Consider the following 26,735-nt stretch of genomic DNA (forward strand, 5'->3'; position numbering starts at 1 on the left):
AGTACGGCTCGCTCTACGGCGCCGAGGCGGCCGCCGATCTGCTGATGGACCCGGCGGTCTGGCAGTCCATGGTCGACCAGCAGTACCGGTTGCTGTTCGCCATGAGTCTGTGAATCTTTCTCGGCATCCGACCGGCCACCCCTCATCCGGGCCGTTCGGTCCTCGCGGGCCGCCAGGGGGTCAGTCCTCGTGCACGGCGCGGACCGCCTCCTCCGCCCGCCCGCCGTACGCGGGGCCGGTGGCGTGGAAGCGGGCGGGCATCTCCAGGACGCGCGGGGACATGGTGTTCTTCCAGACGTGTACGGATGGTTGGAGCGGGAGGCATGGGTCCGGTCCGCGGCGGCGCCTGGGCGCGACAGGACAGATGTTGGCGCCGCCGCGGACCGGAGGCTCGGGAGGTCAGACCTGGGCGCCGGAGAGGCGCTCGACGGCCCGCAGCAGCGCCGAGTGGTCCAGGCCGCCGTCGCCCTGGGCGCGCAGCGACGCGACCAGCTGGGCGACCACGGCACCGACCGGCAGGGCCGCGCCGACGGCGCGGGCGGCGTCGGTGACGATGCCCATGTCCTTGTGGTGCAGGTCGATCCGGAAGCCCGGCGTGAAGTCGCGCTGAAGGAAGTTGTCCTTCTTGCGGGCCAGGACGGTCGAGCCCGCGAGGCCGCCGTTCAGGACGTCCAGCGCGGCCGTGAGGTCCACGCCCGACTTCTCCAGGAAGACCACGGCCTCGGCGCACGCCTGGATGTTCACGGCGACGATCAGCTGGTTGGCGGCCTTCACGGTCTGGCCGGAGCCGTGCGGACCGCACAGCACGATGGTCCTGCCGAGGGCCTCCAGCACCGGCTTCGCGGCGTCGAAGTCGGCCTGCTCGCCGCCGGCCATGATGGACAGCACGGCCTCGACGGCGCCGGCCTCGCCGCCGGAGACGGGGGCGTCCAGCACCCGGATGCCCTTGTCCGCGGCGGCCTTCGCGAGGTCCACCGAGGTCTGCGGGGTGATCGAGGACATGTCGATCAGCAGGGCGCCGGACCTGGCGTTCTCCAGGATGCCGTCGGGGCCGTAGCAGATGGCCTCGACCTGGGGGGAGGCCGGCACCATGGTGATGACGACGTCCGCGTCCCGTACGGCCTCGGCGATCGAACCGGCGGCCTTTCCGCCGGCGGCGGCCAGCCGGTCCAGCTTGTCCTGCTCCAGGGTGAAGCCGGTGACGTCGTAACCCGCCTTGATCAGGTTCTCGGACATGGGGGAGCCCATGATGCCGAGGCCTATCCAGGCGATCTTGGGGAGCGTGCTCATCGGGTGTGCCTTTCGGTGAGGGAGTTCAGCGCGCGGCGCGGGCCTCGCGGGGCAGCCAGTCGAAGGCCTCGGCGCTCGGACGGTCGCCCGGCTTGTACTCCAGGCCGACCCAGCCCTCGTATCCGGCCTTCGCCAGCTGGTCGAGGAGCTCTTCCAGCGGCAGCGTCCCGGTGCCCGGGGCGCCCCGGCCGGGGTTGTCGGCGATCTGCACATGACCGGTGCTCGCCGCGTACCGCTCGATCACCGACGGCAGGTCCTCGCCGTTCATGGACAGGTGGTAGAGGTCCATGAGGAACTTCGTGTTGCCGAGCCCCGTGGCCCGGTTGACCTTGTCGACGATCCCGATCCCGGCGGGCGCGCTCACCAGCGGGTAGAGCGGCGACTCCGGCCTGTTGAGCGTCTCGATCAGCAGGATCGCGCCGATCCGGTCGGCCGCGCGGGCCGCGAGGACCAGGTTCTCCAGCGCCAGCGCGTCCTGCTCGGCCGGGTCCACGCCCTCTACGCGGTTGCCGTACAGGGCGTTGAGCGCCGTGGTGCCCAGCGAGCGGGCGAAGCCGGCGGCCACGTCGATGTTGGCGCGGAACCGCTCCGACTCCTCGCCCGGGACGGACAGGGCGCCGCGGTCGGGGCCCGGGAGCCGCCCGGCGTAGAAGTTCAGGCCCGTGAGCCGGACGCCCGCGTCCTCGATCGCCTCGGCGAGGGCGTCGAGCTCGGACTGCTCGGGGGTGGGGGAGTCGACCCAGGGCCACCACAGCTCGACCGCGGTGAAGCCCGCCGCGGCGGCGGCCGCGGGGCGCTCCAGGAGCGGGAGTTCCGTGAAGAGGATCGACAGGTTGACGTTGAAGCGCTGATCCGCGAATCCCATGGGCCGCCGCGCTCCTTCCGTGTCGAGTGATTCCGTTTTCTGAATTCCGTATTACGGAAGTTCATTTCTGCTTAACGGAAGACTGCCCGTGGGGTGGGAGGGCTGTCAAGAGCGCCCGGGCAAACCCGCGGCCTACCCTGGAGGCGTGGCCCGGTCCAACGACGAGGTCGCCGCGCTGCTCCAGGAGTACGCGGACCTCATCTCGATCACCGGCGGAGACGCGTTCAGGGCACGCGTCTACGAGAAGGCCGCCCGCGCGGTGGGCGGCCACCACGCCGATGTCTCCACGCTCGACCTCAAGGGCCTCCAGGAGATCCCGAACGTCGGGAAGTCCATCGCCCACAAGGTGCGCGAGTACTTCGACACCGGCAGCGTGTCCGCCGTCGAGGAACTGCGGGCGAGGATCCCGGCCGGGGTGCGCCGGCTGACCGCCGTCCCCACCCTCGGCCCCAAGAAGGCCATGGCCGTCTACGAGGAGCTGGGCATCTCCTCGGTCGAGGAGCTCGCCGACGCCATCCACCGGGAGCGGCTGCGCGACCTCAGGGGCTTCGGCCCGAAGACCGAGGAGAACATCCTCCACGGCATCGAACTGCTGCGGTCCTCCGGCGGGCGCGTCCAGCTGGACGTGGCCGCCGAGCTCGCCGCCGACATCGTGGCCGCGCTGTCGGCGGTGAGCGGCTGTCTGCGCTGCGCATACGCCGGTTCGCTGCGCCGCTGCCGGGAGACGATCGGCGACATCGACATCCTCGCGGCCGCCAGGAGGCCGGCGCCGCTCATGCGGGCGTTCAGGGAGCTGCCGTACGTCACCGAGGTGATCGGGACGGGCGAGAAGAAGACCTCCGTGCGCACCAGCAGGGGCCTCGGCGTCGATCTGCGCGTCGTACCGCCGGACTCCTGGGGGGCCGCGCTCCAGTACTTCACCGGCTCCAGGGCGCACAACATCCGCACCCGCGAGCGCGCCGTCCACCACGGGCTCAAGCTCTCCGAGTACGGGCTCTTCGACGTCGAGACCGGCGAGAAGATCGTCTCCGAGACCGAGGAGGAGGTCTACGCGCGGCTCGGGCTGCCCTGGATCGCGCCGCCCCTGCGCGAGGACCGCGGCGAGATCGAGGCCGGGCTGCGGGGCGAACTGCCCGAACTCGTCCGGGAGTCGGACCTGCGCGGCGATCTGCACACCCACACCGACCTCACCGACGGGCTCGCCCCGCTGGAGGAGATGGCCGAGGCGGCGGCCCGGCGCGGCTACGCCTACTACGCGATCACCGACCACGGACCCGACATGGCCATGCAGCGCATGACCGACGAGCGGATGCTGGCCCAGCGCGAGCGGGTGCGGGCGCTGGACGGCACGTACCCCACGAAGGGCCGGCGCGGTGGGCTGCGGCTGCTGCACGGCGCCGAGCTGAACATCGGGCCGGACGGGGAGGTGGACTGGCCCGCGGAGTTCCTCGCCGGGTTCGACCTCTGTGTGGCCTCGGTCCACTCGCACTTCAACCAGGGGCGCGACGCGCTGACCCGGCGGCTGGTGCGGGCCTGCGAGAACCCGTACGTCCACCTCATCGGCCACCCCACCACCCGCCTCATCGGCCGACGCCCCGGCATCGACGCCGACCTCGACGCGGTCTTCGCCGCCTGCGCCCGCACCGGCACCGCCCTGGAGATCAACGCCCACCCCGACCGTCTCGACCTGCGCGACGAGGACATCCTGCGGGCCAGGCGGCAGGGCGTGCGGTTCGCCGTGAACAGCGACGCCCACGCCGTCCTCCACCTCGCCAACATGCGCTACGGCATCGGCACCGCCCAGCGCGGCTGGCTCACCGCCGAGGAGGTGATCAACACATGGCCGGAGCGGCGACTGCGGAGTTTCCTGCGCAAGGCCGGGCCGTGACCTGGGGGCCGGGGCGTTGTCCACAGGCGGCACGAAAATCCGTACAGGGCGTTAGGTTGAGCGCGTGCGATTGAGAGTGGAGTTCACGACCGAGCCCTTCGACCTCGACGAGGCGCCCGCGCACGCGCTGGTCGCCCGCCAGGTCGTCGAGGCGGCGGAGCTGGACGCGGTGGACGTCGGCCCCTTCGGCAACACGGCGGAGGGGCGCGCCGACGCGGTGCTCACGACCGTGGACGCCCTGCTGCGCAAGACCCTGGAGGCCGGCGCCACCCGGATCTCGCTGCAGGTCAACGTCATCGGGGAGGGCGCCGAGTGACCGGCACCGGGGACGAGCCGTTCATCACGGCCGTGAAGCCGCTGGTCGACGCCATGGGCGGGGAGATGCTCCCCCCTGACGAGGCCGGACCCGACGACGTCGTGCTCTCCTGGGAGGGCGTGGACGCGGTCGCCGTCCGGCTGCCCCAGCTCGCGGACTCCCTCGACCACATTCTGGCCGCCATGGAGCGCAAGCAGGGCAAGCCACTGGCCGAGCTGGACCGCAAGGCCAAGCAGGAGGTCGTACGGATACTCGAGGCGCGCGGCGCCTTCTCCGTGCGGCACGGTGTGGAGACCGTGGCGGGCGCGCTCGGCGTCAGCCGGTTCACCGTCTACAACTACCTCAACCGCGAGAAGGACAGCTGAGCGCCTCCCGGGTTTGTTACCCGGAATTTTCAACAAAGTGTTGACGTAATGTCGCGTGGAGGCGTTAGCTGACTCCCGTGACTTCGACTTCCGCGTCCGTGGGCCTGGCCCGGTTCAATGCCCTGGAGGAGCACGCGGCCTACGCCGCCCTCCATGCGGCGTGTGCCTCCGTGACCTGGGTGAAGCGACTGCTGGCCGCCCGCCCCTACGCCACCGCCGACGACCTCTTCGCCGCCGGCGACGCCGCCATGGCCGAGCTGACCACCGCGGACCTGGAGGAGGCCATGGCCGGACATCCGCCGATCGGCCGCCCCAAGGAGGGCGACCCGACCTCCGCCCGGGAGCAGGCCGGCATGGCCGGCGCCGCCGACGACCTCAAGGCGGAGATGCTCGAACTGAACCTGGCCTACCAGGAGAGGTTCGGTCATGTCTTCCTCATCTGCGCCACCGGCCGGAGCGGCGAGCAGATGCGCGACGCGGTCAAGGAGCGGCTCGGGAACACCCCGGAGCGGGAGCGGGAGATCGTCCGCACCGAGCTGGGCAAGATCAACCGCCTCCGGCTGGCCCGGCTCGTCGAAGAAGACTGAGGTCCAAGAAGACCGACGTCGAAGAAGACTGAAGAGGACGCCTGAGTCATGAGTACGAGCACCACCGCCTCCGTGTCCACGCACATCCTGGACACCAGCATCGGCCGCCCCGCCGAGGGAGTCGCCGTCGAGCTCGAGGCCCGCAGCGGCCGGTCCGCCCATTTCGGGCACGGAGGGGCATGGCAGGCGCTGGGTGGCTCCGCGACCGACGCGGACGGGCGGTGCAAGGACCTGCCGGCCCTCCCGGAGGGCACCACACACGTACGGCTCCACTTCGCCGTGGAGCCGTATTTCGAGAAGAAGCAAGCCGATGCGCAGCAGGACGCCCCCGCGAATCGGGACAGCGGTACGGCCGTGTTCTTCCCGGAGGTGGCGATCACGTTCGCCGTCGTGCCGGGCGAGCACTACCACGTACCGCTGCTGCTCAACCCGTTCGGCTACTCCGTTTACCGAGGGAGCTAGCTAGATGACCGTCAATTCCCGCCCCGGCCGCCCTGTGATCCTGGGACAGAACCAGTACGGCAAGGCCGAGAACCGAGTAGTGAAGATCACGCGGGACGGCGCCACCCACCACATCAAGGACCTGAACGTCTCGGTCGCGCTCTCCGGCGACATGGACGAGGTCCACTACTCCGGTTCCAACGCCAACGTCCTGCCGACCGACACCACCAAGAACACGGTGTACGCGTTCGCCAAGGAGTACGGCATCGAGTCGGCCGAGCAGTTCGGCATCCACCTGGCGCGGCACTTCGTGACCTCGCAGGAGCCCATTCACCGGGCCCGCATCCGCATCGAGGAGTACGCCTGGGAGCGGATCGAGCACACGGGGAAGGGTGAGCACTCCTTCGTCCGCAAGGGCCAGGAGACCCGGCTAGCGCAGATCACGTACGACGGCTCCTCGTGGGAGGTCGTCTCCGGCCTGAAGGACCTCACCGTCCTGAACTCCACCGACTCCGAGTTCTGGGGCTACGTCAAGGACAAGTACACCACCCTGCCGGAGGCGTACGACCGCATCCTCGCCACCGAGGTCTCCGGCCGCTGGCGCTTCAACTGGACCGACGACGCGGCGCCGGCGCCCGACTGGGACGAGTCCTACGAGCAGGCCAGGAAGCACATGCTGCAGGCCTTCGCCGAGACGTACTCCCTCTCGCTCCAGCAGACCCTGTACGCCATGGGCACGCGGATCATCGACCACCGCGACGAGATCGACGAGGTGCGTTTCTCGCTCCCGAACAAGCACCACTTCCTGGTGGACCTGGAGCCGTTCGGCCTGAAGAACGCGACCGAGGACGGTGCCGTGTACTTCGCCGCCGACCGCCCCTACGGACTGATCGAGGCGACCGTCCTGCGGGACGGCTGCGAGGCGAAGATCCCGGCGGACCTCACCAATCTCTGAAGGACGAACCATGGCAGCAGTCCAGCGCACCGTCATCGAGAACTGTTCGATCGCGACCGTCGACGCCGACGACACCGAGTACGGACACGGGTACGTCGTCATCGCCGGCAACCGCATCGAGTCGCTCGGCGCGGGCAGGGCACCCGAGGGCCTGGAGAACGTCGTACGCCGTATCGACGCCTCCGGTCACCTGGTGACCCCCGGTCTGGTCAACACCCACCACCACTTCTACCAGTGGATCACCCGCGGTCTGGCCACGGACCACAACCTCTTCGACTGGCTGGTCGCCCTGTACCCGACCTGGGCGCGCATCGACGAGCCGATGGTGTACTCGGCCGCGCAGGGCTCCCTGGCCATGATGGCCCGCGGTGGCGTCACCACCGCCATGGACCACCACTACGTCTTTCCCAAGGGCTCCGGCGACCTGTCCGGCGCCATCATCCGCGCCGCCCAGGAGACGGGCGTCCGCTTCACCCTCGCCCGCGGTTCCATGGACCGCAGCGAGAAGGACGGCGGACTGCCCCCCGACTTCGCCGTCGAGACCCTCGAAGGCGCCCTCGCCGCCACCGAGGCCACCGTCGGGGAACACCACGACGCCTCCTTCGACGCGATGACCCAGGTGGCCGTGGCCCCCTGCTCGCCGTTCTCCGTCTCCACCGAACTCCTGCGCGAGGGAGCCGAGCTGGCCCGGCGCCTCGGGGTGCGCCTGCACACCCACGGCTCGGAGACCGTCGAGGAGGAGCAGTTCTGCAAGGAGCTGTTCGGCATGGGCCCGACCGACTACTTCGAGTCCACCGGCTGGCTCGGCGAGGACGTGTGGATGGCGCACTGCGTCCATATGAACGACTCCGACATCGCCGCCTTCGCCCGGACGAAGACGGGTGTCGCCCACTGCCCGTCCTCCAACGCCCGCCTCGCGGCCGGTATCGCCCGCGTCCCCGACATGCTCGCGGCCGGCGTCCCGGTCGGCCTCGGTGTCGACGGTACGGCCTCCAACGAGTCCGGCGAACTCCACACCGAACTGCGCAACGCGCTCCTCGTCAACCGCCTCGGCGCCCACCGCGAGGCCGCCCTCAACGCCCGTCAGGCGCTGCGCCTGGGCACCTACGGGGGCGCCCAGGTCCTCGGCCGCGCCGCCGAGATCGGCTCCCTGGAGCCGGGCAAGCTCGCCGACCTGGTGCTGTGGAAGCTGGACACCCTCGCCCACGCCTCCATCGCCGACCCGGTGACCGCGCTGGTCTTCGGCGCGGCGGCCCCGGTCACCGCCTCGTTCGTGAATGGCCGTCAGATCGTCGAGGGGGGCCGCCTGACGACCGTCGACGAGGACGCGATCGCCCGCTCCACGCGCGCGCAGGCGCAGCGCCTGGCGCGCATCGCCGCCCAGGGCTGAGCTGCCGTACCCCCTGGTGGGTACGTGCGCCGGAAGCCGGAGATCTCCGGTCGAGGGGGACGGCCCTCGGCCGGTGGTCATGGACCCGAACCGGGTCCATGGCGGCCGTCCCCGGGGCGTGTGTGCGCACGCGCCCCGGAGACGGCCACGGTGCCCCCGGCGATGGGGCAGTCTGTCCCCCATGAACGAGTCCGGCCGGGTCGAGGCCTTCAGCGACGGTGTGTTCGCCATCGCCATCACCCTGCTCATCCTGGAGATCAAGGTCCCCGAGGTGGGCGAACACGGTGGCCTGTGGCAGGCGTTGGGCGCCCAGTGGCCCTCGTACGCGGCGTATGTGGTGAGCTTCCTGGTCATCGGCATCATGTGGATCAACCACCACCAGCTGTTCAGTTACGTGGCCCGCGTCGACCGGCCCCTGATGTTCCTGAACCTGCTGGTCCTGATGGTGGTCGCCGCGGTGCCGTGGCCGACGGCGGTCCTCGCGGAGTACCTGCGCGAGGACGCGGCCTCGCATGTGGCGGCGGCCGTCTACAGCCTGGTCATGGTCCTGATGGCGCTCACCTTCCAGGCCCTGTGGTGGCACCTCACCCGGACCGGACACCTCTTCGACGAACGGGTCGACATCCCGGCGGCGCGCGCGACCCGCGCCCGCTTCGCGCTGGGCACCCTGGGCTACCCGGTGACGGTCGGCCTCGCCTTCGTCTCCGCCCCCCTCACCCTCGCCGCCCACGGACTGCTCGCCCTCTACTACGGCTTCAACCAGGTACCGGTCCCCACCCGCCAGGACCCGGCCGTTTCATGACGCCGGCCTCGACTCGCAGTTGAGCGCCACGGCCGGGTTCAACCCCGGCGGATCGCCTGGCAGGGCGTCGCCAGTGGCAGACGGCCCGCGACGTACGAGCGGGGCGGCACGCCCATCAGGGTGCGGAAGTCGGTCGTCAGATGGGACTGGTCGTAGTAGCCGGTGGCGGCGGCCAGTTCGGCCCAGGGGCGGGTCATGGCATGGTCGAGTACCGTGCGCACGCGGTCGATCCGGGCGTAGTGCTTGGGGGAGAGGCCGACACCCTCGGCGAACAGCTTGCGCAACTGCCGCTCGCTCACGGCGAGTTCACGGGCCACCTCACCCACCTGCGCGGGGACGCGGCCGGCCCGGACCGACAGGGCGGCCACACCGGCCCGCACCAGCTCGGTGCGCGCGGGGTCCGTGGCGGCCGCGAGCCGCTCGGGGAGCACCTCCGCGAGCCGGTCCAGGGCCTCCTCCGGCTCCGATGGGCCCAGGGCCGCGGCGAGTCGGCGTACGAACGGGTCCGGAAGGTCCTCCAGCCGCACCGCGCGCCCGACGAGGTCGACGGCCGGGACGCCGAGAAGGGGGCGGACGGTGCCGGGCGCGAGCCGCAGCTCCAGACAGGACGCACGCCGCTTGCCCCGGTGGTAGGAGGCGCGGGCGCGCGGACCGACGACCAGGGCGCCGCGCATGCCGTGTTCGCCGGTGCGGACGACCACCTTGGTGGCGGTCTCCGGGAGATGGACGAAGGGCTGCGTCGGCACGTCGCCGACCCACACGGACCCGATGCCCGCGATCCACGGGCGCAGCACCTCGGGCGTGGGCAGGACCTCTCGGGACACGATGTTCGTCACCTCTCCACCGTAAGCGCGCCGCACGGGCGCGGGAGGGCCGAAGCCGTGCCGGAATTTCCAAGAGTTGCGGGCCACCTGCGGCCCATCGTGGTGGACATGATCCTTGTGACGGGTGCCACCGGCACCATCGGCAGTGACGTCGTACGACAGCTCGTGGCGCGCGGGGAGAAGGTCCGAGCCCTCACCCGGGACCCGGCTGCGGCACGGGTGCCGTCCGCGGTGGAGACGGCGCCGGGCCACCCCCGCGACCGGGCCTCGGTGGAGACGGCGATGGCGGGCGCGGAAGCGGCTTTCCTGGTGGGGGTGTTCGGGCCGGACGACGCCGAGCACGACCGGGGGCTGGTGGCGGCGGCACGGGCCGCGGGCGTACGGCGCATCGTGAAGCTCTCCGCGATCGGCACCGGCGACCCCGACCTGGGCGTGTTCGCCACCTGGCACATGCCCGGCGAGGAGGCGGCGCGGGACAGCGGCCTGGAGTGGACGGTCCTGCGCCCCTCCTCCTTCGCCTCCAACACGCTGAGCTGGGCCGCGGCGGTCCGTGAGGGCACGCCCGCGCCGAACATGATGGGCGACGGCCGACAGGGTGTCGTGGACCCACGGGACGTCGCCGAGATCGCCGTCACCGCACTGCTGGACCCCGGGCACGCCGGACGCACGTACACGCTGACCGGCCCCGAGACCCTCAGCGCCCACGAACAGGCCGCCGTCCTCGGCGAGGTGCTCGGCCGCCCGGTGCCGCTGCACGACCTCTCCGCGGAGGAGCGCCGCGCGCAACTCCTCGCGTCCGGCCTGGGCGAGACCTACGCGGACAGCATCATGGCCGCCGCCCGCTTCATCCAGGAGGGCGGCAACGACATCGTCACCGAGGACGTACGGCAGGTCCTGGACCGACCGGCACGGACCTACCGGGAGTGGGCGCAGGACCACCGAGGGGCGTTCGCCTGACACAAGGACGGACGTACGGAACGGGAGGGGGCCGGCCGCTGTGCAGCCCGGGGCGGCAGCCCGGGGCCTCCTCGCCGCGCGCCCGGCCCGGCTCAGAGACCGAACAGCTCCGGGTCGTTCGTCAACGCGCGGAAGTAGCTGCGCGGGTCGGACACCAGTCTGCGCTCCTGGAGGTCCAGGAGTCCGCCGACCGACCGCACCTCCGCGGAGAGCGTGCCGTCGGCCTTGGCTATCGTCTGCGCCATCCGGAACGTCTTGCCGTCACCCCACTCGAAGGCACAGCTCACGGCCACCTCGTCGCCCGCGCGCAGCTCCCGCGCATAGCGGATCGTCGTCTCCAGGACCACCGGTCCGACCCCCTTGGCGAGCAGCTCGGAGGGGCCCACCCCGGCGGCCTGGAGTATGGACCAGCGGGCGTGTTCCGCGTACTGCAGATAGACACTCTGGTTCAGATGGCCCAGGGCGTCGGTCTCGTATCCGCGGACGGTCACCGGGACGGAATACGGCTCGCTCACTGCGTTCCCTTCTCGTACTGGACTCTCGTGCCGGATGCGACGATCCCCCGATCTTGGCATGCTCATCACGCCCGACGCGGCGATGCCAGTAGATACCGCCTTCCTGTGCGCGGCTCCGCGTACTCGCCGACCTGCCAGCCCGCCCGCTCCAAGGTCACCGCACAGGCCCGCCTGGCCTCGGCCGAGGGTTCGTACACGGCGACCGCGTCCGGCTGCGGGGTGTCCCGCACCCGATAGCCGCCGGCCTCGGGATCCACCCCCGCCGGCCGATGCTCCGCCGCCTCCAGCGCCAGCGCCGCCGCCTGCGCCAGATGGGTCCGCTCCCATCCGCACGGCCGGTCCGTGGCCCCGTCCGGATTGGTCATCCGGCGCAGCTCCAGCAGCCCCTGCCAGGCACTGCGCACCTCCCGCACCCGGGCGGCCCCGCCCACGGCCACCGCCTCCTCGCCACCGATCCGCGCGGCGAACACCCCGCCCCGCCCGCCACCGTCCCCGGCGGTGGGCGCGACCGAGCCGGCGAACCCGGCCGGAGCCCCCGCTCCCTCGGTCCCCTCCGGCCGCCGTGCTCCCGATCCCTCCCGTATCCGATGCCCCGCCGGTGTCAGGAAGTGGTCGTGCGGCGGACGCGGATGCCGGAAGGCGAACCCCCACTTCACCAGCGCCGCCAGCTGCGTCTCGGTACCCCGCAGACGCCCGGTGACGGGATCGGCGGCATCGATGACCCGCCGCTGGGCGGCGGTCGGCGGTCGTGTCACGGCGTACTCCTCCCCGGCCTCGGGCCCTGCTCCCACCTGCTTCGAAGGCTACGGCGAGGGTCTGACAACCGAACGGGACCAGGCCTCCCGGACTCCCGGAACGGGGGACTGGGCCTCCCGGGGTCCCTGGGGCGTGTTGCGAAAGTCCCACCTGCCGGGCGACGCCTGGCACGCACTCTCGCCGCGCTCGAACAACCTCGCGCGGGGGCCCCATGACGCCGCCCGGCCCGCCCTGCGGGCGGACGACGGGACTTTCGCAACACGCCCTAGACGGCCGGCCGCACGTTCCACCCGGCGATCACGGGTCGCCCGTGCTCCGTGCCCAACCGGCACAGCGTTCCCGTCGCCAGCTGGAACAGTGCTCCGCCCGACGCCGGCAGGCCGAGCCGCCGTGCCGTCAGGACCCGTAGGAAATGACCGTGTGCCACGAGGACCACGGCGCCCTCGGTGTTGGCGAGGGCTGCGTCCACCTTGGCGAGCATCCGGTCCGCACGCTCCCCGACCTGCCCGGGGGTCTCCCCGGGGTGTTCCGGCGGTCCGGGCGCCACCCCGTCCGTGAAGAGGAACCAGCCCGGCCGCTCGCGCTGGATCTCCACGGTCGTGACGCCCTCGTAGCCGCCGTAGTCCCATTCCCGCAGGTCCACGTCGATCCGGACGTCGCGCAGGCCGATCAGCTCGGCCGTCTCCCGCGCCCGCTGCCGGGGACTGCAGAACGCGGCGCCGATCCGATGCGACCGGATCAACGGCACCAGCCCCCGCGCCTCCTCCCGCCCGCGCTCGGTCAGCGGAACGTCCGTCCACCCGGTGTGCCGCCCGGACCGCGACCACTCGGTCTCACCGTGCCGGACGAGAAAGACGTCACCCATGCGACCAGGCTAGGAGTCCGGCGCCGCGGACGCCCGGTGAGCTACTGCCGGTAACCGCTGAGGAAGCGTCCGATCCGCCCGATCGCCGCCTCCAGGTCGTCCGCGTGCGGGAGGGTGAGGATGCGGAAGTGGTCGGGGGTGGGCCAGTTGAAGCCGGTGCCCTGGACCACCTGGATCTTCTCGCGCAGAAGCAGGTCCAGGACGAACTTCTCGTCGTCGTGGATCCTGTGGACCTTGGGGTCGAGGCGCGGGAACGCGTAGAGCGAGCCCTGGGGCTTCACACACGACACGCCGGGGATGTCGTTGAGCTTCTCCCAGGCCACGGTGCGCTGCTCGTACAGGCGTCCGCCCGGGGCGGTGAGGTCGTTGATGGACTGGCGGCCGCCGAGCGCCGCCTGGATGGCGTACTGGGCGGGCGCGTTGGCGCACAGGCGCATGGAGGCCAGCATGGTCAGGCCCTCCAGGTAGTTCCGCGCGTGCTGCTTGGGGCCGGTGACCACCAGCCAGCCCGAGCGGAAACCCGCCACCCGGTATGTCTTCGACAGACCGCAGAAGGTGAGGACCACCAGGTCGGGGGCGAGCGCGGCGACGGAGTGGTGCACGGCGCCGTCGTAGAGGATCTGGTCGTAGATCTCGTCGGCGAAGACCATCAGGCCGTGCCGGCGGGCAAGGTCGAGGATGCCCTCGATGATCTCCTTCGGATAGACCGCGCCGGTGGGGTTGTTGGGGTTGATGATCACGACGGCCTTGGTGCGGTCGGTGATCTTCGACTCCATGTCGGCGAGGTCCGGGTACCAGTCCGACTGCTCGTCGCAGAGGTAGTGGACCGCCTTGCCCCCGGCGAGGGTCGTCACCGCCGTCCACAGCGGGAAGTCCGGGGCCGGGATCAGGATCTCGTCGCCGTCCTCCACCAGCGCCTGTACGGCCATCGAGATCAGCTCGGAGATGCCGTTGCCGAGGTAGACGTCGTCGACGCCGACCTCCAGGCCGAGGGTCTGGTAGCGCTGGGCGACCGCGCGACGGGCGGAGAGGATGCCGCGGGAGTCCGTGTAGCCGTGGGCCTGCGGGAGCATCCGGATCATGTCCTGGAGGATCTCCTCGGGCGCCTCGAAGCCGAAGAGGGCGGGGTTGCCGGTGTTCAGGCGCAGCACGCTGTGGCCGGCCTCCTCCAGCGCGTTGGCGTGCTCGATCACCGGGCCGCGGATCTCGTAGCAGACCTCGCTGAGCTTGTTCGACTGCCGGAACTCCATGCTCGCTCGCCCCTCCGGTTTCGTGTGTTGCTTGGTTTTACCAAGTTCGAGCTTGGAAAGTCCAACAACATGTCTAGACTGCGTCGCATGTCACGACGCCGAAGCTACGACCAGTACTGTTCCGCAGCCCGCGCCCTCGACCTCGTCGGCGACCGCTGGACCCTGCTGATCGTCCGCGAGCTGCTGGCCGGCCCCCGCCGCTACACCGACCTGCACGCGGATCTGCCGGGCGTGAGCACCGACGTACTCGCCTCGCGGCTGAAGGACATGGAGCGGGACGGGCTCAGCAGCCGGCGTCGGCTGCCGCCCCCGGGCGCCGCGTACGTCTACGAACTGACCTCCCGCGGAAGGGAGTTGCTGCCCGTACTGCAGGCGCTGAGCATCTGGGGGCAGGGCGAGCTGGACGAGCGGCGCCCGACCGACGCCCTGCGCGCCCACTGGTTCGCGCTGCCCCTGCTGCGCTCGCTGGAGGCCCTCGCGGGCGAGGGCATCGTCGAAGTCCGCCTGGAGGAGGGCGACTTCCACCTCCACGTCGGCGCCGAGGACGGACCGGTCTACGGCGACGGACCCGCTGCCGGCGACCCCGACGCACGCCTCGTGATGGACGCCGGCACTTGTACGGCCCTGTGCCGCGGGGAGTTGGGCATGCCCGACGCCGTGCGCGAGGGACGGGTCACGGTGACCGGCGACGGCACGCTCGCCAAGGCCCTGCGGGAGGCATGAGAAAGGCCCGCCGCGCTCCGGGCGCGGCGGGCCTCGTGCCGGAGGGTCAGGCGCCCGGCGGCACCCGTGAAGGACGGCCCGATCCACGCGTCAGCGCGTACCCGCCGATCCCCGCGAGCGCGGCCAGCACCGCGCCCACCCCGGTCCACACCCAGCGGTCCGACCACCAGCCGGAGTCCCAGCCGCCGTCGGGCTCGATGCTCGACAGCACCGCGGCCTTCGACGCATCACCGTCGTCGGTCGCGGACCCGGCCCCGGAGCCGGAGCGCGCCGCGATCCCCGGCACCAGCGGCTTCGCCAGGGAACCGTCCACGGCCGCCGAGCCGCCGATGTCCTTGGAGTCCACCCGGACCGAGGCGTGCACCGGCTGGCCGAGGTCGGCCGTGGTCAGGCTCAACGCCGTCAGCCGGATGTAGTAGGTGCCCGGCAGGGGGTCATTGGCCCACGGCTCGGACCAGGAGCGCACCGTGCGCAGCACACACGCCAACTCGAGCGAGGAGACGCCCTGTCCGGCCGTGCGGGTCTGTGCGCCGTACTGGCAGGACTGGCGGCGGCGCAGACCGTCGTAGACGTCGACCTGCCAGGACTGGGCCGCGTGCGCGGACGGCAGCTTCACCGTCGCCCTCACGGTGGGCCGTTGGCCCGCGTCCGCCGCGAACGACCAGTACAGGTAGTCGCCGGTGGACGCGCTCGCGGTGGCGTCCTGGCCCTGTTCGATCTCGGCCGCCGTACGGAAGGACGTGCCCGCCGTGGCCGGTGCCGAGCCGGTGTCCGAGGAAGCCGACGGCGACGGCGAGGAGTCGGCGGCCGCCGGGGCCACCGCCAGGCCCAGCATGAGCGCTGCCGCACCCAACACCCGGGTGATCCACATCAGTTGGTCCTCCAGACCGCGACCCGCCAGCGCGACAGCCAGCCCCAGATCAGACCGGCCAGGAACCCGACCAGCACCAGCACACCGAGCAGCCACCAGCCGCGGCCCAGGCCGAAGGAGGCCACGTCGCTCGCCTTCGACGGGGAGTCGACGACATCCACCGTCAGCTCGACCGGCATACCCGGCGTGGTCTTCACCCCGGCCGCGGCCGAGAAGGAGTTGGTGACCTGGAGGCACACGGTCTCGGCCGTCGCGTCGTCCTCGTCGCTCTCCGGCTTCGGGTAACGCAGGCCCGTGGAGATCACGTCCGTACGGCCGTCGCCCGCCGCCTCGCCACGCACGATCTCCCGGCCGTGCAGCGTCACCGCCCGCAGCAGCACGCCGTAGGACGGGTTCACGGCCCGGTCCGCCGCCACGCTCACCGAAGTACGCAGCTCCTGGCCGGGGTTGAGGTCCACCTTGTACCAGCGCTGCTGCCCGAACTCCTCGCGGTCCGTGTACAGACCCGACTTCAGGGCCGGCGCGTCCGTGCACTGCGCCGCGCCCTCCGTCGCCACCGGCGTCACCACCGGGTCGGCCGCCCGGTCCACCAACTGGTTGACCTTGTCGGTGAGTTCGTCGGTGTGCTCGACCGAGGTGTACGTGCCGCCGGTCGCCTCGGCGATACAGCTGAGCTGCTTGTTCAGCTTGGTGCTGGGGACCAGCCCGAGGGTGTCGATGGTCATCCCGATGCCCTTGGCGGCGATCTCGCGGGCCACCTCGCACGGGTCGAGCGGGGCGCAGGTGTCCTCGCCGTCGGTGATCAGCACGATCCGCTTGGAGCCGTCGCCGTCGGCGAGATCGTCGGCCGCCTTCAGCAGCGCGGGGCCGATCGGTGTCCAGCCGGTCGGCGAGAGGGTCGCCACCGCCGTCTTGGCCTCGGCGCGGTCCAGCGTGCTGACCGGGTAGAGCTGCGCGGTGTCCTTGCAGCCCGTCCGCCGGTCGTCGCCCGGGTAGTTCGCGCCGAGCGTGCGGATGCCCAGCTGGACGTCCTCGGGCGTCGCGTCCAGCACCTCGTTGAAGGCCTGCTTCGCCGCCGCCATCCGGGTGTCGCCGTCGATGTCCCGGGTCCGCATGGAGCCGCTGACGTCGAGCACCAGGTCGACCTTGGGACTCGCCCCGCTCGTGGGTTCGCCGGCGGCCGCCGCGGCCGGGAAGGCGAGCCCGGCCGCCAGGGTGGCGAGCAGGGCGCACACCCCTGCCGCCAGCCGTTGTGTTCTGATCATCGGCGGATCTTATTGATCAGGCGGGCTGTGATCCAAAACGAGGGGGGTGGTATGTGACATAGCACTGGGCGGCGTGGCGGGTGGGGGATGGTATGTGACATAGCACTGATCAGCGCAACAGGTCGGCTGTGGTATGTGACATAGCACTGATCAGCCCAGCGGATGCGGCAACCGCGTCCACTGGTCCCCCGGCGTCCCCGGCGACAGCCGCATCAACGTCAACGCCTTCGCCGGCAGCGGCTGTTCGAGCAGTGCCACCAGGTCGGGGGTGCGCGGCAGATCTCGTACGGCCGTCTCCAGCGCGGCCCCCAGCGCCTGCGCCGAACCCGCCGTGCCGGCCAAAGCGCCCGCCACCAGGGAGCCGAACAGCTTGCGGCGCAGGGTGGTTTCGTCGTCCGTGACGATCCGTCCGGTCAGCCCGGGGACCGGCACACCGTGCCGGGCGAGCCTCGCGGGGCTGACCCGGATGTCGGCGAGGTCGCGGTAGACCAGCCGCAGCGGGGCACCCGTCCGGTCCAGGACGACCAGCAGGTTCTGACCGTGCGCCTCCAGGGCCACCCCCAGCTCCAGCAGGCGCAGGCCGACGGTGAGGGCGAGGCGGGTGAACTCGGCGAGCCAGGACGGGGACCGGGGCAGTGCGGTGGTGGCCAGCGCCGCCACCGGCAGCACCCGCTCGCCCCGGTCCGTCGCCGCGTACGTCTGCGGGGACTCCCGTAGCACGGCCGCGAGATCGGGGGAGTCGGCGCCGGCCGCGCCGAGTGTGCGGGTGACGTGCAGCAGGCCCTCCGAGCGTGCCGCCAGCGTCTGCCCGAAGGACGACAGGGTCGCCGAGGCGCCGACCGAGTAGACCGAGATGTCCCGTACCGACGAGGTCAGCCGGGCGCTCAGCGCGGTCTTGACGTGCGGTCCGCCCGGGACGGCCAGGGTGCGCAGGGACATCAGCGGACGGGCCGGGAACCCGTTCTCGCAGCTCCGCTTGAGCACATGCGCCGCCTGCCAGGGATGCACCGGCAGCAACAGCCGCTCCCCGTCCCGCAGTTCGTCCGGCCACACCCCCGTCACCAGACACTCCGCCGCCCGCACGGGCACCGTCCCCAGCTCCACCACCGGGCGGTGCTCGGGCCCGTACGCGAGCTGCTCGGCGACGGAGAACCCGGGCCGGGAACGGCAGCCCGGGTGATACGGATGCCCGTCCACCACCCGCTGCTCCCACTCCCAGTCCGTCTCGGGCCACTCCTTCGGGCGATCCGGCTGCCCGGCCCGCGAGAGGGCCGTGGAGGCCACGCTGTGGGCCAGTTCGGCCGCGAAGTCGATGCCGTGCGGCACCGCGAGGTCCGTCATCAGCCGCGCCGGATGGTCGTACGCCACCTCCTCCAGCCGTACCTCGGTGACATACGCGGCGGTCGCGTACGGGTCCGCGGCCGGGCCGTGCAGCCGGCGGCCGTCCCCGAGCCGGACGACGAGTCCCTCCCGGCCGGGCTCCCGGCCCGTGATCCACGGCAGCGGTTCGTGCGCGAGCGCCCGCCACAGCCTGGTCAGCACGGCCGCCCGCGCACCCGGCAGTTCGGCCGCGTACCGTGACAGAAGGCCGGGGCGTACGGCGGCCAGCTCGTCGGCGACCTCGGCCTCGGCGGGGTGGGGACGGTGCACGGGCGGGCTCCTCGGCTGCGAGTAGGGCGTCACGGGCGGGGGGTGACGGCATACATACTGATCGTCTCCGCCCGAACGCACCCCAGGGAACGAGTGGATCGCGTGGAACTCATCCCCCCGCCGGAAGGCGACGACGCCGTACGCGCCGACGCGTACGCGGCCGCGCCGCTGCTGAACTGCCTGTTGCGCGAGGTCGCGGAGCCCGTCGCACCGGGTGTCCACCGGCTGCCCGGCGTCGACCGGCTGATCAGGGTGCGCGGCGGACGCCGGCCCGCCGGGCCCGAGGTGCGGGCGCACGGTCGCTGGCGGCACCTCGGCCACACCGAGCTGGTCAAGCTCGTCTCCGAGGAGCTCCGCCGCCACACGGGCCTCTCCAACCACGAGCTGCCCGCGGAGATGATCGACAGCCGTGACGCCGTGGCCGCGATCCTCGCCGCCCGCGCCCGGTCGGCGGTGCCCGAGGACCCGTACCGGCGTTCCGAGCAGTCCCTGATCACCGGCCACCCCTACCATCCCGCCCCGAAGGCCCGCGGCGGCGGACCGGTCGGCGCCTGGCTGCCGTACGCCCCGGAGGCGCACGCCTCCTTTCCGCCGGCGCTGCTCGGAGTCCGGGAGGACACGCTGGTCGAGGAGGGGGACACCTCGGCGCTGGACGCGCTGGGGCAGGCCCCGCCCGGCTATCGGCTGCTGCCCGCGCACCCCTGGCAGCTGGACCTGGTGGACCTCGCCGAGCCCTTCGCGGACGGGCGGCTGATCCGCCTGGGCACGGCCGGCTCGGACGCCTGGCCGACGGCCGCGATCCGCACGCTGTACGCGCCGGAGCGGGACCTGTTCCTGAAGTTCAGCCTGGATGTGCGCATCACCAACGACATCCGGCGGCTGTGGCGCCACGACCTGCTGAGACTGCGCCGGACGGACGAGGCCGTCGCGCGGGCCTTCGTGCCGGGTCCGGCGGTCTGGCTGAGCGACCGCGGCTACCGCACCGCCGACTTCGCCTTCGAGGAACTCGCCGTCCTCGTCCGCGACGGACTGCACGGCCGTCTGCTGCCCGGCGCGACCCCGCTGCTGGCCGCGGGCCTGGTGGAGGGCTTCGACGGCAATCCCCTCGACGCCACCGGCGACCCGGCGGCGTGGTGGGAGGCGTACCTCGGGGTGGTCGTACCGCCGGCCCTTGCCGCCTTCGCGGACCACGGCGTCGTACTCGAGGCGCATCTGCAGAACACGCTGGTCGCGGTGGACGGCGGGGGGCTGCCCGTACAGGCGCTTTTCCGGGACGCGGAGGGGGTGAAGCTGCTGCCGGAGGTGTCACGGGCGGCGGGCTGGGAGCGGCTGGTGTACTGCCTGGTCGTCAACCACCTCACCGAGGTCGCGGGAGCCCTCGCCGAACGCCACACCGGCTTCGACCCCTGGCCCGCCGCGCGCCGCGCGTTCGCCCGCCACGACCTGCCGGAGATCGCCGGCCTCCTCACCTCGCCCACCCTGCCCGGCAAGACCAACCTGCTCCTGCGCTGGACGGGCGCGGACGGCGCGGACGCCCGCTATCTGCCGCTGCCGAACCCGCTGGCCGGCTGACCGGCCGGCGGGCGCCCGGCGGTCAGTGCTGGGTCATGGTGGCCCAGATCGGGTTTCCCCCGTCGTAGATCACCATGTTGCCGTCGCCCTGGAGCCTGAGGACGGCGCCTGCGTGGCCGGGGGTCTGGCTGGCCCAGACGGGGCGGTTGTCGGAGGTGTAGACGACGAGGTTGCCGTCCGCCTGGAAGACCGCGTGGTAGTTCGAGCCGAAGGTCATGGTGGCCCAGCGGGCCTTGTCGTGCTCGTCGTAGACCACGAGGTTCCCGTCGGTCTGCATCCGCAGCCGGGTCTTCTTCGCGTTCAGGGACTGACCCGCGTTCAGGACCCGGGTCGCCTGCACGTAGATGTCCGACGGCAGGGCGGGCTGGGCGGCCGGCTTCGACGTGGCCTTGGACTTGGAGGTCTGTTTCGGCTTCGCCGCGGGCTTCCTCGCCGCCGCGGCCGTCGTCGGCCCGCTCGCCGGGTGCGTGGCGGGCGAGGCCGGGGGAGCGGCCCGGTGGGGGGTGGTCTTCGGCTTGGCCGACGGGCCGGGCGCGGACGGCGTGGAGGAGGCGTAGGCGGCCCCGCCGTCCTGGCTCGCGTCGCCGCCGAGGACGGTGCCCGTCTGGCCGGCCACCACCTCGTCGTGCTTCTGCGGCGTCCGGTCACGGGTCATCAGCAGCCCCGGTACGGCGATCAGCAGCGCGCCGAGCACCGCCGCACCCGCCAGCAGCGGGCGCCCGGGACGGCCCACGGAGGCGGCCGCACGGGCTTCGGGGCCGGGTCCGTCGCCCTCGGCGACGCTCGCGGCCGACGCGGCGCCGGCCTCGACCCCACGGCTCTCCGAGCGCGCCGATGGGCCGGCGACGGCCGGATCGGGGACGGCCGGGCCCGGGGCGGCCGGATCGGCGGAGGCAGGAGCGGGATAGGCCGAGGCGGTCGCATCAGGCGCGGCCGCGACCTGGGTGGCAGGCGCGGCTGCGGCTGCGGTTCCGGCTGGGCCGGTGGCAGAGGCAGAGGCTGGGGCGGCGGCAACGGTGGGTGCCTGCGGCGCGGGGCGCCCTGCGAGGGCCTCCGCCACGGCCTCGGCCACCGATGGCTCGGCGGTAGCCGGCTCCTCCTCGGCGACGGACTCCGCCGAAAGGACCCCGGGAGACGGATACTTCGAAGCCGTTGCCCCGGGCCCGGACCCCTTGCCCGCCGGCTCCGCCTCCGCCTCCGCCCGACCCGGGACCGACGAACCGGCCGCCTTCTCGGCACCCGCCGCGCCCGCCGGCACCGGCCCGCTGATGCCGCCCGGGCCTGCCGCACCGCCCGGGCCTGTCGGTGTCGTCACGCCTGCCGGTGTTGGCTCGCTGGTGTTGCCGTGGCCCGTCGTGCCCGGGTCGCCTGTGGGGGGCCGCTCGCGGGTGCCGGCCGCGTTCGCGGGCGCCGCTGCGGAGGGCGCCGGGCCTGTCGCGCCTGTCGGGGTCCGTTCGCCGGTGCTGCCGCGGCCCGGCGTGTGTGGCTCGCCTGCCGGGGTTCGCTCGCCGGTGCTGGTCGTGTTCGTGGGCGCCGCCGCGGAGGCTGCTGTCGAGGTCGGTGCCGTCGGGGGCGGGGTTGTCGGTTCCGCCGTCGTTTCCCCGTCAGGGGGCGCCGCCCCCGGGGTCTGTGCCGCCGTGGCCCTCGTGCCCGGTCCGCTCCGGTCCGTCATTCGCCCTGTCCGCCTCATCCGCCCAGCAGTTCCTCGTACACCCGTGTGGGCAATCCTATTCACGCGGATGTACCAACCACGGTTCCTTTCACGGGCGTTAACAATCGTGACCCACAAGGCCCCTCGCTGATACGGCAGTTGCGGGACGGACCATAATTCGCCGTGTGGCCCGACGGCATGATGGGGTTGGCCGCAGCCTACGGGTGCCGACATGAGGAGGTCAGCTGAGTGCGCCAGGTACTGACGGTCTGTCCGGAGGGCACCGGGGACGCCCGGACGATCGGCGAGGCTCTGGCGAGGGCGCGCGCGGGAGCGGTGCTGAGTGTGCGCCCGGGGACGTACGAGGAGAACCTCGTCGTCACCACCCGGGTGACCGTCGTCGCCGAACAGGCGCGTGGCACCGTCCGGTTGGCACCCCGCAAGGGGACCGTGATCTCGCTGCGCGTGGACGCCGTGATGCTGACCGACCTGGTGGTGCAGGGGCTGGACGAGGAACTGCCGGCCGTGGACGCCTCGCACGGCCAGGTCGCGATGCAGGGCTGCGACCTGTCCGGCACCGCGTGGACGGCGGTGCTGGCCCGCAACTCCGGCTCCCTGGCGATGCGTGAGTGCCGGGTATCCAACCGCACCGGCGCGGGCGTCGTGGTGACCTCGCCCACGGAGAGCTCGTTGGAGTCCTGCACCCTCGAACACCTCGGCACCAGCGGCGTGGTGATCGGTGAGCGCGGCCGGGCCACGCTGCGCGGCTGCACGGTGCGGGACGCGCGCGGCAACGGCCTGCTCGCCAACGGGGACGCCCAGGGCTCGGTGGAGGACTGCGATCTGTCGTCCACCGACAAGCCGTCGCTGGCGCTGGAGGAGCGCAGCGCGGTGCGGGTGCTGCGGACCGTGGTCCGTGACACCTCGATCGGTGTGCATGTGACCAGCGCCGCCCGCTGTGAGCTGGAGGAGGTGCGGGTCACCGGCACCAGCGGCCCCGGCATCATCGTCTCGCACGGCGCCGACCCGGTGCTGCGCCGCTGCCGCACCGCCCGCACCACGGGCAACGGCCTGCTGGTGACGGACCGTTCGCGCGGCACCTACGAGGACTGCTGGCTGACCGGTGCGCAGGCACCGGCGCTGCGGGTGGCGGGGTCCTCCTCGCCGACGCTGACCTCGCTGACCGTCCGGGACGGCGACGGCGACGGCGTGCTGCTGGAGGAGGACTCGGCGGCCGAGCTGGAGCGGGTGGAGATCGTCGACGTCAAGGGCGCCGGGGTGGTGATCCGGGGCGGCGCCAACCCGCTGCTGCGGCGCGCCCGGATCACCGGTGCCGGCGGCGCGGGTGTCTCGGTCCGCGACGCCGGCCGCGGCCGGGTGGAGGACTGCACGGTGGAGACACCGGGCGGCGCGGGCGCCGACGTCGGCACGGGCGGCAACGTCTACCTGGCCGGCTTCCGGGTGAACAACCCGGGCGGAGGCGGCGTCGAGATCGGCGGTGAGGGCACGGCGGCGATCCGCGACGGCGAACTGGTCTCGGCCGGTGGCTGCGGTGTACTCGTGGACACCGGCGGCGAGTTGACGGCGAACCGGGTGCGGGCCGCGGCCGCCGCCGAGCACGGTTTCCTGGTCCGGGACGGCGGACGGGCCTCCCTGAACGGCTGCGAGGCGGCGGGCAACGACCGCGACGGCATCCGGGTCGAGTCCGAGGCCCCGGTGTCCGTGGTGGGCTGCACGGTGCGGGACAACCGCGGCGGCGGCCTGGTGCAGGCCAGGGCGGGCGGGCGGCTCGCGGTGGAGAACCTCACCAGCACCGGCAACGAGTCCCGTGACGCCTGGGGTTTCGGCGAGGCCGAGGGCACCGATCCGGCCGGTACCGTGCCCGAGTCCGAGGGCCCCGGACGGCCGGACGGGCCGATGGCCGCGCTGGAGAGCCTGATCGGCCTGGAGAACGTCAAGGAACAGGTCCGCACCCTGGTCAACCTCACCCAGCTGGCCCGGCGCCGCGCCCAACTCGGCATGTCCGCACCGCCGATGAGCCGGCACCTGGTCTTCGCCGGGCCGCCCGGCACCGGCAAGACCACCGTGGCCCGCCTCTACGGCACGATCCTGGCCGAACTGGGCGCCCTGCGCTCCGGCCACCTCGTCGAGGTCTCCCGCGCCGACCTGGTCGCCCAGGTCATCGGCGGTACGGCGATCAAGACCACGGAGGCCTTCGAACGGGCCCTGGGCGGCGTGCTGTTCGTCGACGAGGCGTACACCCTCACCTCCGACTCCCGTGGTTCCGGGGCCGACTTCGGGCGGGAGGCCGTCGACACGCTGCTGAAGCTGATGGAGGACCACCGCGACGACGTGGTGGTCGTGGTGGCGGGCTACTCCGACGAGATGCGCGGCTTCCTAGGCTCCAACCCCGGTCTGGCGTCCCGTTTCTCACGGACCGTCGAGTTCGAGAACTACTCGGTGCCGGAACTGGTGGAGATCATGGAGAGCATGTGCGTACGCCACCAGTACGTGCTCGACGAGGAGACGCGCCGGGCCCTCGCGGTGCACTTCGAACGCATACCGAAGGACGCCGGGTTCGGCAACGGCCGTGCCGCGCGGCAGGTGTTCGAGACCATGGTGGACCGGCAGGCGGTGCGGCTGGCCGCGCTGAGCGAGGTGACCGAGCAGGACCTGACCCTGCTGCTGCCGCAGGACATCAGCGAGGAGGCGGCGCGCGAGGCCGCCGAGGGGCCGGACGGCGTCGACCGGGGTGACGACGCGCTCAGCCGGCTGGACGCGCTGGTCGGGCTCTCGGCGGTGAAGCGGGACGTCACCGACCTGGTCAACCTGGTCTCGACGGCCCGGCAGCGCGAGGCCGCCGGGCTTCCGGTGCCCCGCCTCAGCCACCATCTGGTCTTCACCGGCCCACCCGGCACCGGCAAGACCACCGTGGCCCGTCTCTACGGCGAACTCCTGGTCTCCCTCGGCGTGTTGCCGCGCGGCCAGCTGGTGGAGGTGTCCCGCGCCGATCTGGTCGGCCGATACGTCGGCCACACCGCGCAGTTGACCCGGGAGGTCTTCGAACGGGCCCTGGGGGGTGTGCTGTTCATCGACGAGGCGTACACGCTCACCCCGCGTGAGGCGTCGGGCGCGGACTTCGGGCGGGAGGCGGTGGACACCCTGCTGAAGCTGATGGAGGACCACCGCGACCAGGTCGTCGTCATCGTCGCCGGCTACACCCAGGAGATGGAGACCTTCCTCGCCTCCAACCCGGGCCTGTCCTCCCGGTTCTCGCGCCGGGTGGAGTTCGCCGACTACTCCTCCGACGAGCTCGTCACCATCGTCCGCGAGCACGCGGTGCGGCAGGGGTACGAGTGCGGGGCCGGGCTCGGGCCGGTCCTGCGGCGGTACTTCGACACGCTGCCCCGCGACCGGTCGTTCGGCAACGCGCGCACCGCCCGCCAGGTGCTGGAACGGATGATGACCCGTCAGGCGGGCCGTCTCAGCCGTCTCGCCGCCCCCAGCCTCGACGACCTCCGCCTGCTCCTCCCCGAGGACCTCACGGAGGCGTACCCCGCGTCCCCCACCTCCAGCGGGGCGGCACAGGCATGACGACGACGCGAAGGGCCGTGACGACGAGGCGAAGGGCCATGACGGCGTTGCTGGTGGCGGCCGTGTTGGGTGCCGCCGCTGCCGGGACCGCCACGGCGGCCGAGGGGAGCACGGTCCGGCTGCCGGTGCTGCCCTCGCGGGTGGACGCCGGCAAGCCGTGTACGGCGGGATCGGACCGGCGGGCCACCGATGTGCCGTGGGAGCAGGTCTCTCTCCAGCTCGACCGGGCCTGGCAGTCCGCGTCGGGCGCCGGGGTGACCGTCGGCGTGGTCGACACCGGCGTCTCGGCCTCCGCCCCCGCGCTGAAGGGACGGGTGAGCGCGGTCGGGGACGCCGGGACCGACTGTGTGGGACACGGCACGTTCGTGGCGGGCCTGGTGGCCGCCTCCGTACAGGACGGTGTGCGCTTCGCGGGCGTGGCGCGGCAGGCACGCGTTCTCGCGGTGCGCGGCAGCGACGCCCGGGGGGCGGTCACCGCCGCACGGGTCGCGGACGGTATCCGGGCCGCCGTCCTGGGCGGTGCCGAGGTGGTCACGGTGTCGGCCGCGCTCACCGACGACTCCGCCGCGCTGCGCTCCGCGGTGGCGCTGGCCGCGAAGAAGGACGTCCTGGTGGTCGCCGCCGCCGTACCGGACCCGCCCACGACGGCGGTGTCAGCCTCGCGGCGTCCGGCCGCCCGCGACTACTACCCGGCCGCCGACGACGGTGTCCTCTCCGTCCTGGACGTGGACGTCGACGGCGAACGGCCCACCGGCGCGTACACCACGGACAGCGCCGAGATCGCCGCCCCGGGGGACGGCGTGGTCGGTATCGGCCCGGCGAAGGACGGTCACTACATCGGCTCGGGGGCGTCCCTGGCCGCCGGTTACGTCGCCGGGGCGGCGGCCCTGGTGCGCTCCGTGCACCCGGAACTGACGGCCGCCCGGACCGCGGACCTGTTGCGTTCTTCCGCGTATCCGGCCGACGTGCCCCGTCTCGACCCGTACGCGGCCGTCACCTCGGTGCTGACTCCGAACGCCGCGACAGCGGGCCGGGGCGACGTGGCCCCCGATTCCCCGGTACGGCTCCCGGCCGACAAGGCGGCGGGACCGCTCCGGCGTGCCCTGTGGCCCACGGCGGCGGGCCTCGGCGTGATCATCGCGGTGGTCTGGGCGGGCCTCGTCCTGCCCCGCGGACGCCGCCTGGGCTGGCGCCCGTCCCGCCCGGACGCTTCGGAAAACACGCCGGAAACGGCTACCACCGTTCCTGCCGGCGCGGGCGCCCGGGGAAATACGGAAGGCTGACACCGGGCGCGGGGGCGCTGTGCGGCCGCCCCCGGGGCGCACGGAAGGGTGTCGGCAGGG

At 72.6% G+C, this 26,735-nt stretch carries 24 protein-coding genes; 13 read left to right on the forward strand and 11 right to left on the reverse strand.

Going from position 1 to position 26,735, the window contains the following annotated elements; genetic code table 11:
- Positions 1–399: 399 nt before the first annotated feature.
- Positions 400–1,290, reverse strand: a complete 891-nt coding sequence (locus ABZT17_RS02435; protein ID WP_356342681.1) for a 2-hydroxy-3-oxopropionate reductase — start codon at positions 1,288–1,290, stop codon at positions 400–402.
- 25 nt (positions 1,291–1,315) lie between these two features.
- Positions 1,316–2,155 (reverse strand): TIM barrel protein, encoded by an 840-nt coding sequence (locus ABZT17_RS02440; protein WP_356342683.1) that lies wholly within the window; start codon positions 2,153–2,155, stop codon positions 1,316–1,318.
- Between the two features lie 145 nt (positions 2,156–2,300).
- On the opposite strand from ABZT17_RS02440, the gene polX reads away from it, so the two are divergent.
- The 8 genes from polX to ABZT17_RS02480 all read left to right on the forward strand — a co-directional run bounded on the left by polX (position 2,301) and on the right by ABZT17_RS02480 (position 8,899).
- Positions 2,301–4,043, forward strand: a complete 1,743-nt coding sequence (gene polX, locus ABZT17_RS02445) for a DNA polymerase/3'-5' exonuclease PolX (RefSeq protein ID WP_356342685.1) — start codon at positions 2,301–2,303, stop codon at positions 4,041–4,043.
- Between the two features lie 64 nt (positions 4,044–4,107).
- Positions 4,108–4,359, forward strand: coding sequence for a hypothetical protein (locus ABZT17_RS02450; RefSeq protein WP_356342688.1), 252 nt, complete (start codon positions 4,108–4,110; stop codon positions 4,357–4,359).
- On the forward strand, positions 4,356–4,724 hold the full coding sequence (locus ABZT17_RS02455; protein ID WP_356342690.1) for a helix-turn-helix domain-containing protein: 369 nt from the start codon (positions 4,356–4,358) through the stop codon (positions 4,722–4,724). Before ABZT17_RS02450 ends, ABZT17_RS02455 begins: the two co-directional genes overlap by 4 nt.
- Before the next feature lie 77 nt (positions 4,725–4,801).
- Positions 4,802–5,311: a 2-oxo-4-hydroxy-4-carboxy-5-ureidoimidazoline decarboxylase gene (gene uraD / locus ABZT17_RS02460; protein WP_356342693.1), complete on the forward strand. Its 510-nt coding sequence runs from the start codon at positions 4,802–4,804 to the stop codon at positions 5,309–5,311.
- A 48-nt stretch (positions 5,312–5,359) separates the two neighbouring features.
- Positions 5,360–5,773, forward strand: coding sequence for a hydroxyisourate hydrolase (gene uraH / locus ABZT17_RS02465; RefSeq protein ID WP_356342696.1), 414 nt, complete (start codon positions 5,360–5,362; stop codon positions 5,771–5,773).
- Between the two features lie 4 nt (positions 5,774–5,777).
- Positions 5,778–6,707, forward strand: a complete 930-nt coding sequence (pucL, locus tag ABZT17_RS02470) for a factor-independent urate hydroxylase (protein ID WP_356342698.1) — start codon at positions 5,778–5,780, stop codon at positions 6,705–6,707.
- 10 nt (positions 6,708–6,717) lie between these two features.
- Positions 6,718–8,097, forward strand: coding sequence for an 8-oxoguanine deaminase (locus ABZT17_RS02475; protein WP_356342700.1), 1,380 nt, complete (start codon positions 6,718–6,720; stop codon positions 8,095–8,097).
- 181 nt (positions 8,098–8,278) lie between these two features.
- The gene (locus ABZT17_RS02480) at positions 8,279–8,899 is read left to right on the forward strand and encodes a TMEM175 family protein (protein ID WP_356342703.1); all 621 of its coding nucleotides are present in this window, start codon (positions 8,279–8,281) and stop codon (positions 8,897–8,899) included.
- 38 nt (positions 8,900–8,937) lie between these two features.
- Here the strand turns inward: ABZT17_RS02480 and ABZT17_RS02485 are convergent, their stop codons facing one another.
- Positions 8,938–9,735, reverse strand: coding sequence for a helix-turn-helix domain-containing protein (locus tag ABZT17_RS02485; RefSeq protein ID WP_356342705.1), 798 nt, complete (start codon positions 9,733–9,735; stop codon positions 8,938–8,940).
- 87 nt (positions 9,736–9,822) lie between these two features.
- On the opposite strand from ABZT17_RS02485, the gene ABZT17_RS02490 reads away from it, so the two are divergent.
- Positions 9,823–10,680 (forward strand): NAD(P)H-binding protein, encoded by an 858-nt coding sequence (locus ABZT17_RS02490; protein ID WP_356343043.1) that lies wholly within the window; start codon positions 9,823–9,825, stop codon positions 10,678–10,680.
- A 92-nt stretch (positions 10,681–10,772) separates the two neighbouring features.
- Here the strand turns inward: ABZT17_RS02490 and ABZT17_RS02495 are convergent, their stop codons facing one another.
- The 4 genes from ABZT17_RS02495 to ABZT17_RS02510 all read right to left on the reverse strand — a co-directional run bounded on the left by ABZT17_RS02495 (position 10,773) and on the right by ABZT17_RS02510 (position 14,066).
- Complete coding sequence (locus ABZT17_RS02495) at positions 10,773–11,195, reverse strand: acyl-CoA thioesterase (protein WP_356342707.1); 423 nt, start codon at positions 11,193–11,195, stop codon at positions 10,773–10,775.
- A 65-nt stretch (positions 11,196–11,260) separates the two neighbouring features.
- Positions 11,261–11,950 carry a hypothetical protein gene (locus ABZT17_RS02500; protein ID WP_356342709.1) on the reverse strand — a complete coding sequence of 230 codons (690 nt, stop codon included), beginning with the start codon at positions 11,948–11,950 and terminating at the stop codon, positions 11,261–11,263.
- Positions 11,951–12,216: 266 nt separating this feature from the next.
- Positions 12,217–12,816, reverse strand: a complete 600-nt coding sequence (locus ABZT17_RS02505) for a histidine phosphatase family protein (protein WP_356342711.1) — start codon at positions 12,814–12,816, stop codon at positions 12,217–12,219.
- A gap of 41 nt (positions 12,817–12,857) precedes the next feature.
- Complete coding sequence (locus tag ABZT17_RS02510) at positions 12,858–14,066, reverse strand: pyridoxal phosphate-dependent aminotransferase (RefSeq protein ID WP_356342713.1); 1,209 nt, start codon at positions 14,064–14,066, stop codon at positions 12,858–12,860.
- Between the two features lie 87 nt (positions 14,067–14,153).
- Here ABZT17_RS02510 and ABZT17_RS02515 point away from each other — a divergent pair, with 87 nt between their 5' ends.
- Positions 14,154–14,789 (forward strand): helix-turn-helix domain-containing protein, encoded by a 636-nt coding sequence (locus ABZT17_RS02515; RefSeq protein ID WP_356342715.1) that lies wholly within the window; start codon positions 14,154–14,156, stop codon positions 14,787–14,789.
- Positions 14,790–14,835: 46 nt separating this feature from the next.
- Here the strand turns inward: ABZT17_RS02515 and ABZT17_RS02520 are convergent, their stop codons facing one another.
- The 3 genes from ABZT17_RS02520 to ABZT17_RS02530 all read right to left on the reverse strand — a co-directional run bounded on the left by ABZT17_RS02520 (position 14,836) and on the right by ABZT17_RS02530 (position 18,575).
- Positions 14,836–15,660: a hypothetical protein gene (locus tag ABZT17_RS02520; protein WP_356342717.1), complete on the reverse strand. Its 825-nt coding sequence runs from the start codon at positions 15,658–15,660 to the stop codon at positions 14,836–14,838.
- Positions 15,660–16,925, reverse strand: a complete 1,266-nt coding sequence (locus ABZT17_RS02525; RefSeq protein WP_356342719.1) for a VWA domain-containing protein — start codon at positions 16,923–16,925, stop codon at positions 15,660–15,662. The genes ABZT17_RS02520 and ABZT17_RS02525 overlap by 1 nt, the downstream gene beginning before the upstream one ends.
- Before the next feature lie 150 nt (positions 16,926–17,075).
- A complete protein-coding gene (locus ABZT17_RS02530) occupies positions 17,076–18,575 on the reverse strand; it encodes an IucA/IucC family protein (RefSeq protein WP_356342722.1) in 1,500 nt (499 codons plus the stop codon).
- A 93-nt stretch (positions 18,576–18,668) separates the two neighbouring features.
- On the opposite strand from ABZT17_RS02530, the gene ABZT17_RS02535 reads away from it, so the two are divergent.
- The gene (locus tag ABZT17_RS02535) at positions 18,669–20,147 is read left to right on the forward strand and encodes an IucA/IucC family protein (RefSeq protein ID WP_356342724.1); all 1,479 of its coding nucleotides are present in this window, start codon (positions 18,669–18,671) and stop codon (positions 20,145–20,147) included.
- A gap of 22 nt (positions 20,148–20,169) precedes the next feature.
- On the opposite strand, the gene ABZT17_RS02540 is transcribed toward ABZT17_RS02535, so the two are convergent.
- Entirely contained in the window at positions 20,170–21,462 is a 1,293-nt protein-coding gene (locus ABZT17_RS02540; RefSeq protein WP_356342726.1) for a hypothetical protein, read from the reverse strand.
- 585 nt (positions 21,463–22,047) lie between these two features.
- Between ABZT17_RS02540 and ABZT17_RS02545 the strand changes: the two genes are divergently transcribed.
- Positions 22,048–25,392, forward strand: a complete 3,345-nt coding sequence (locus ABZT17_RS02545; RefSeq protein WP_356342728.1) for a right-handed parallel beta-helix repeat-containing protein — start codon at positions 22,048–22,050, stop codon at positions 25,390–25,392.
- 38 nt (positions 25,393–25,430) lie between these two features.
- Positions 25,431–26,675, forward strand: a complete 1,245-nt coding sequence (locus ABZT17_RS02550) for a S8 family serine peptidase (protein WP_356342730.1) — start codon at positions 25,431–25,433, stop codon at positions 26,673–26,675.
- Positions 26,676–26,735 lie beyond the last annotated feature (60 nt).

The organism is Streptomyces sp. NPDC005648, assembly GCF_040605395.1.
Lineage (GTDB): Bacteria > Actinomycetota > Actinomycetes > Streptomycetales > Streptomycetaceae > Streptomyces.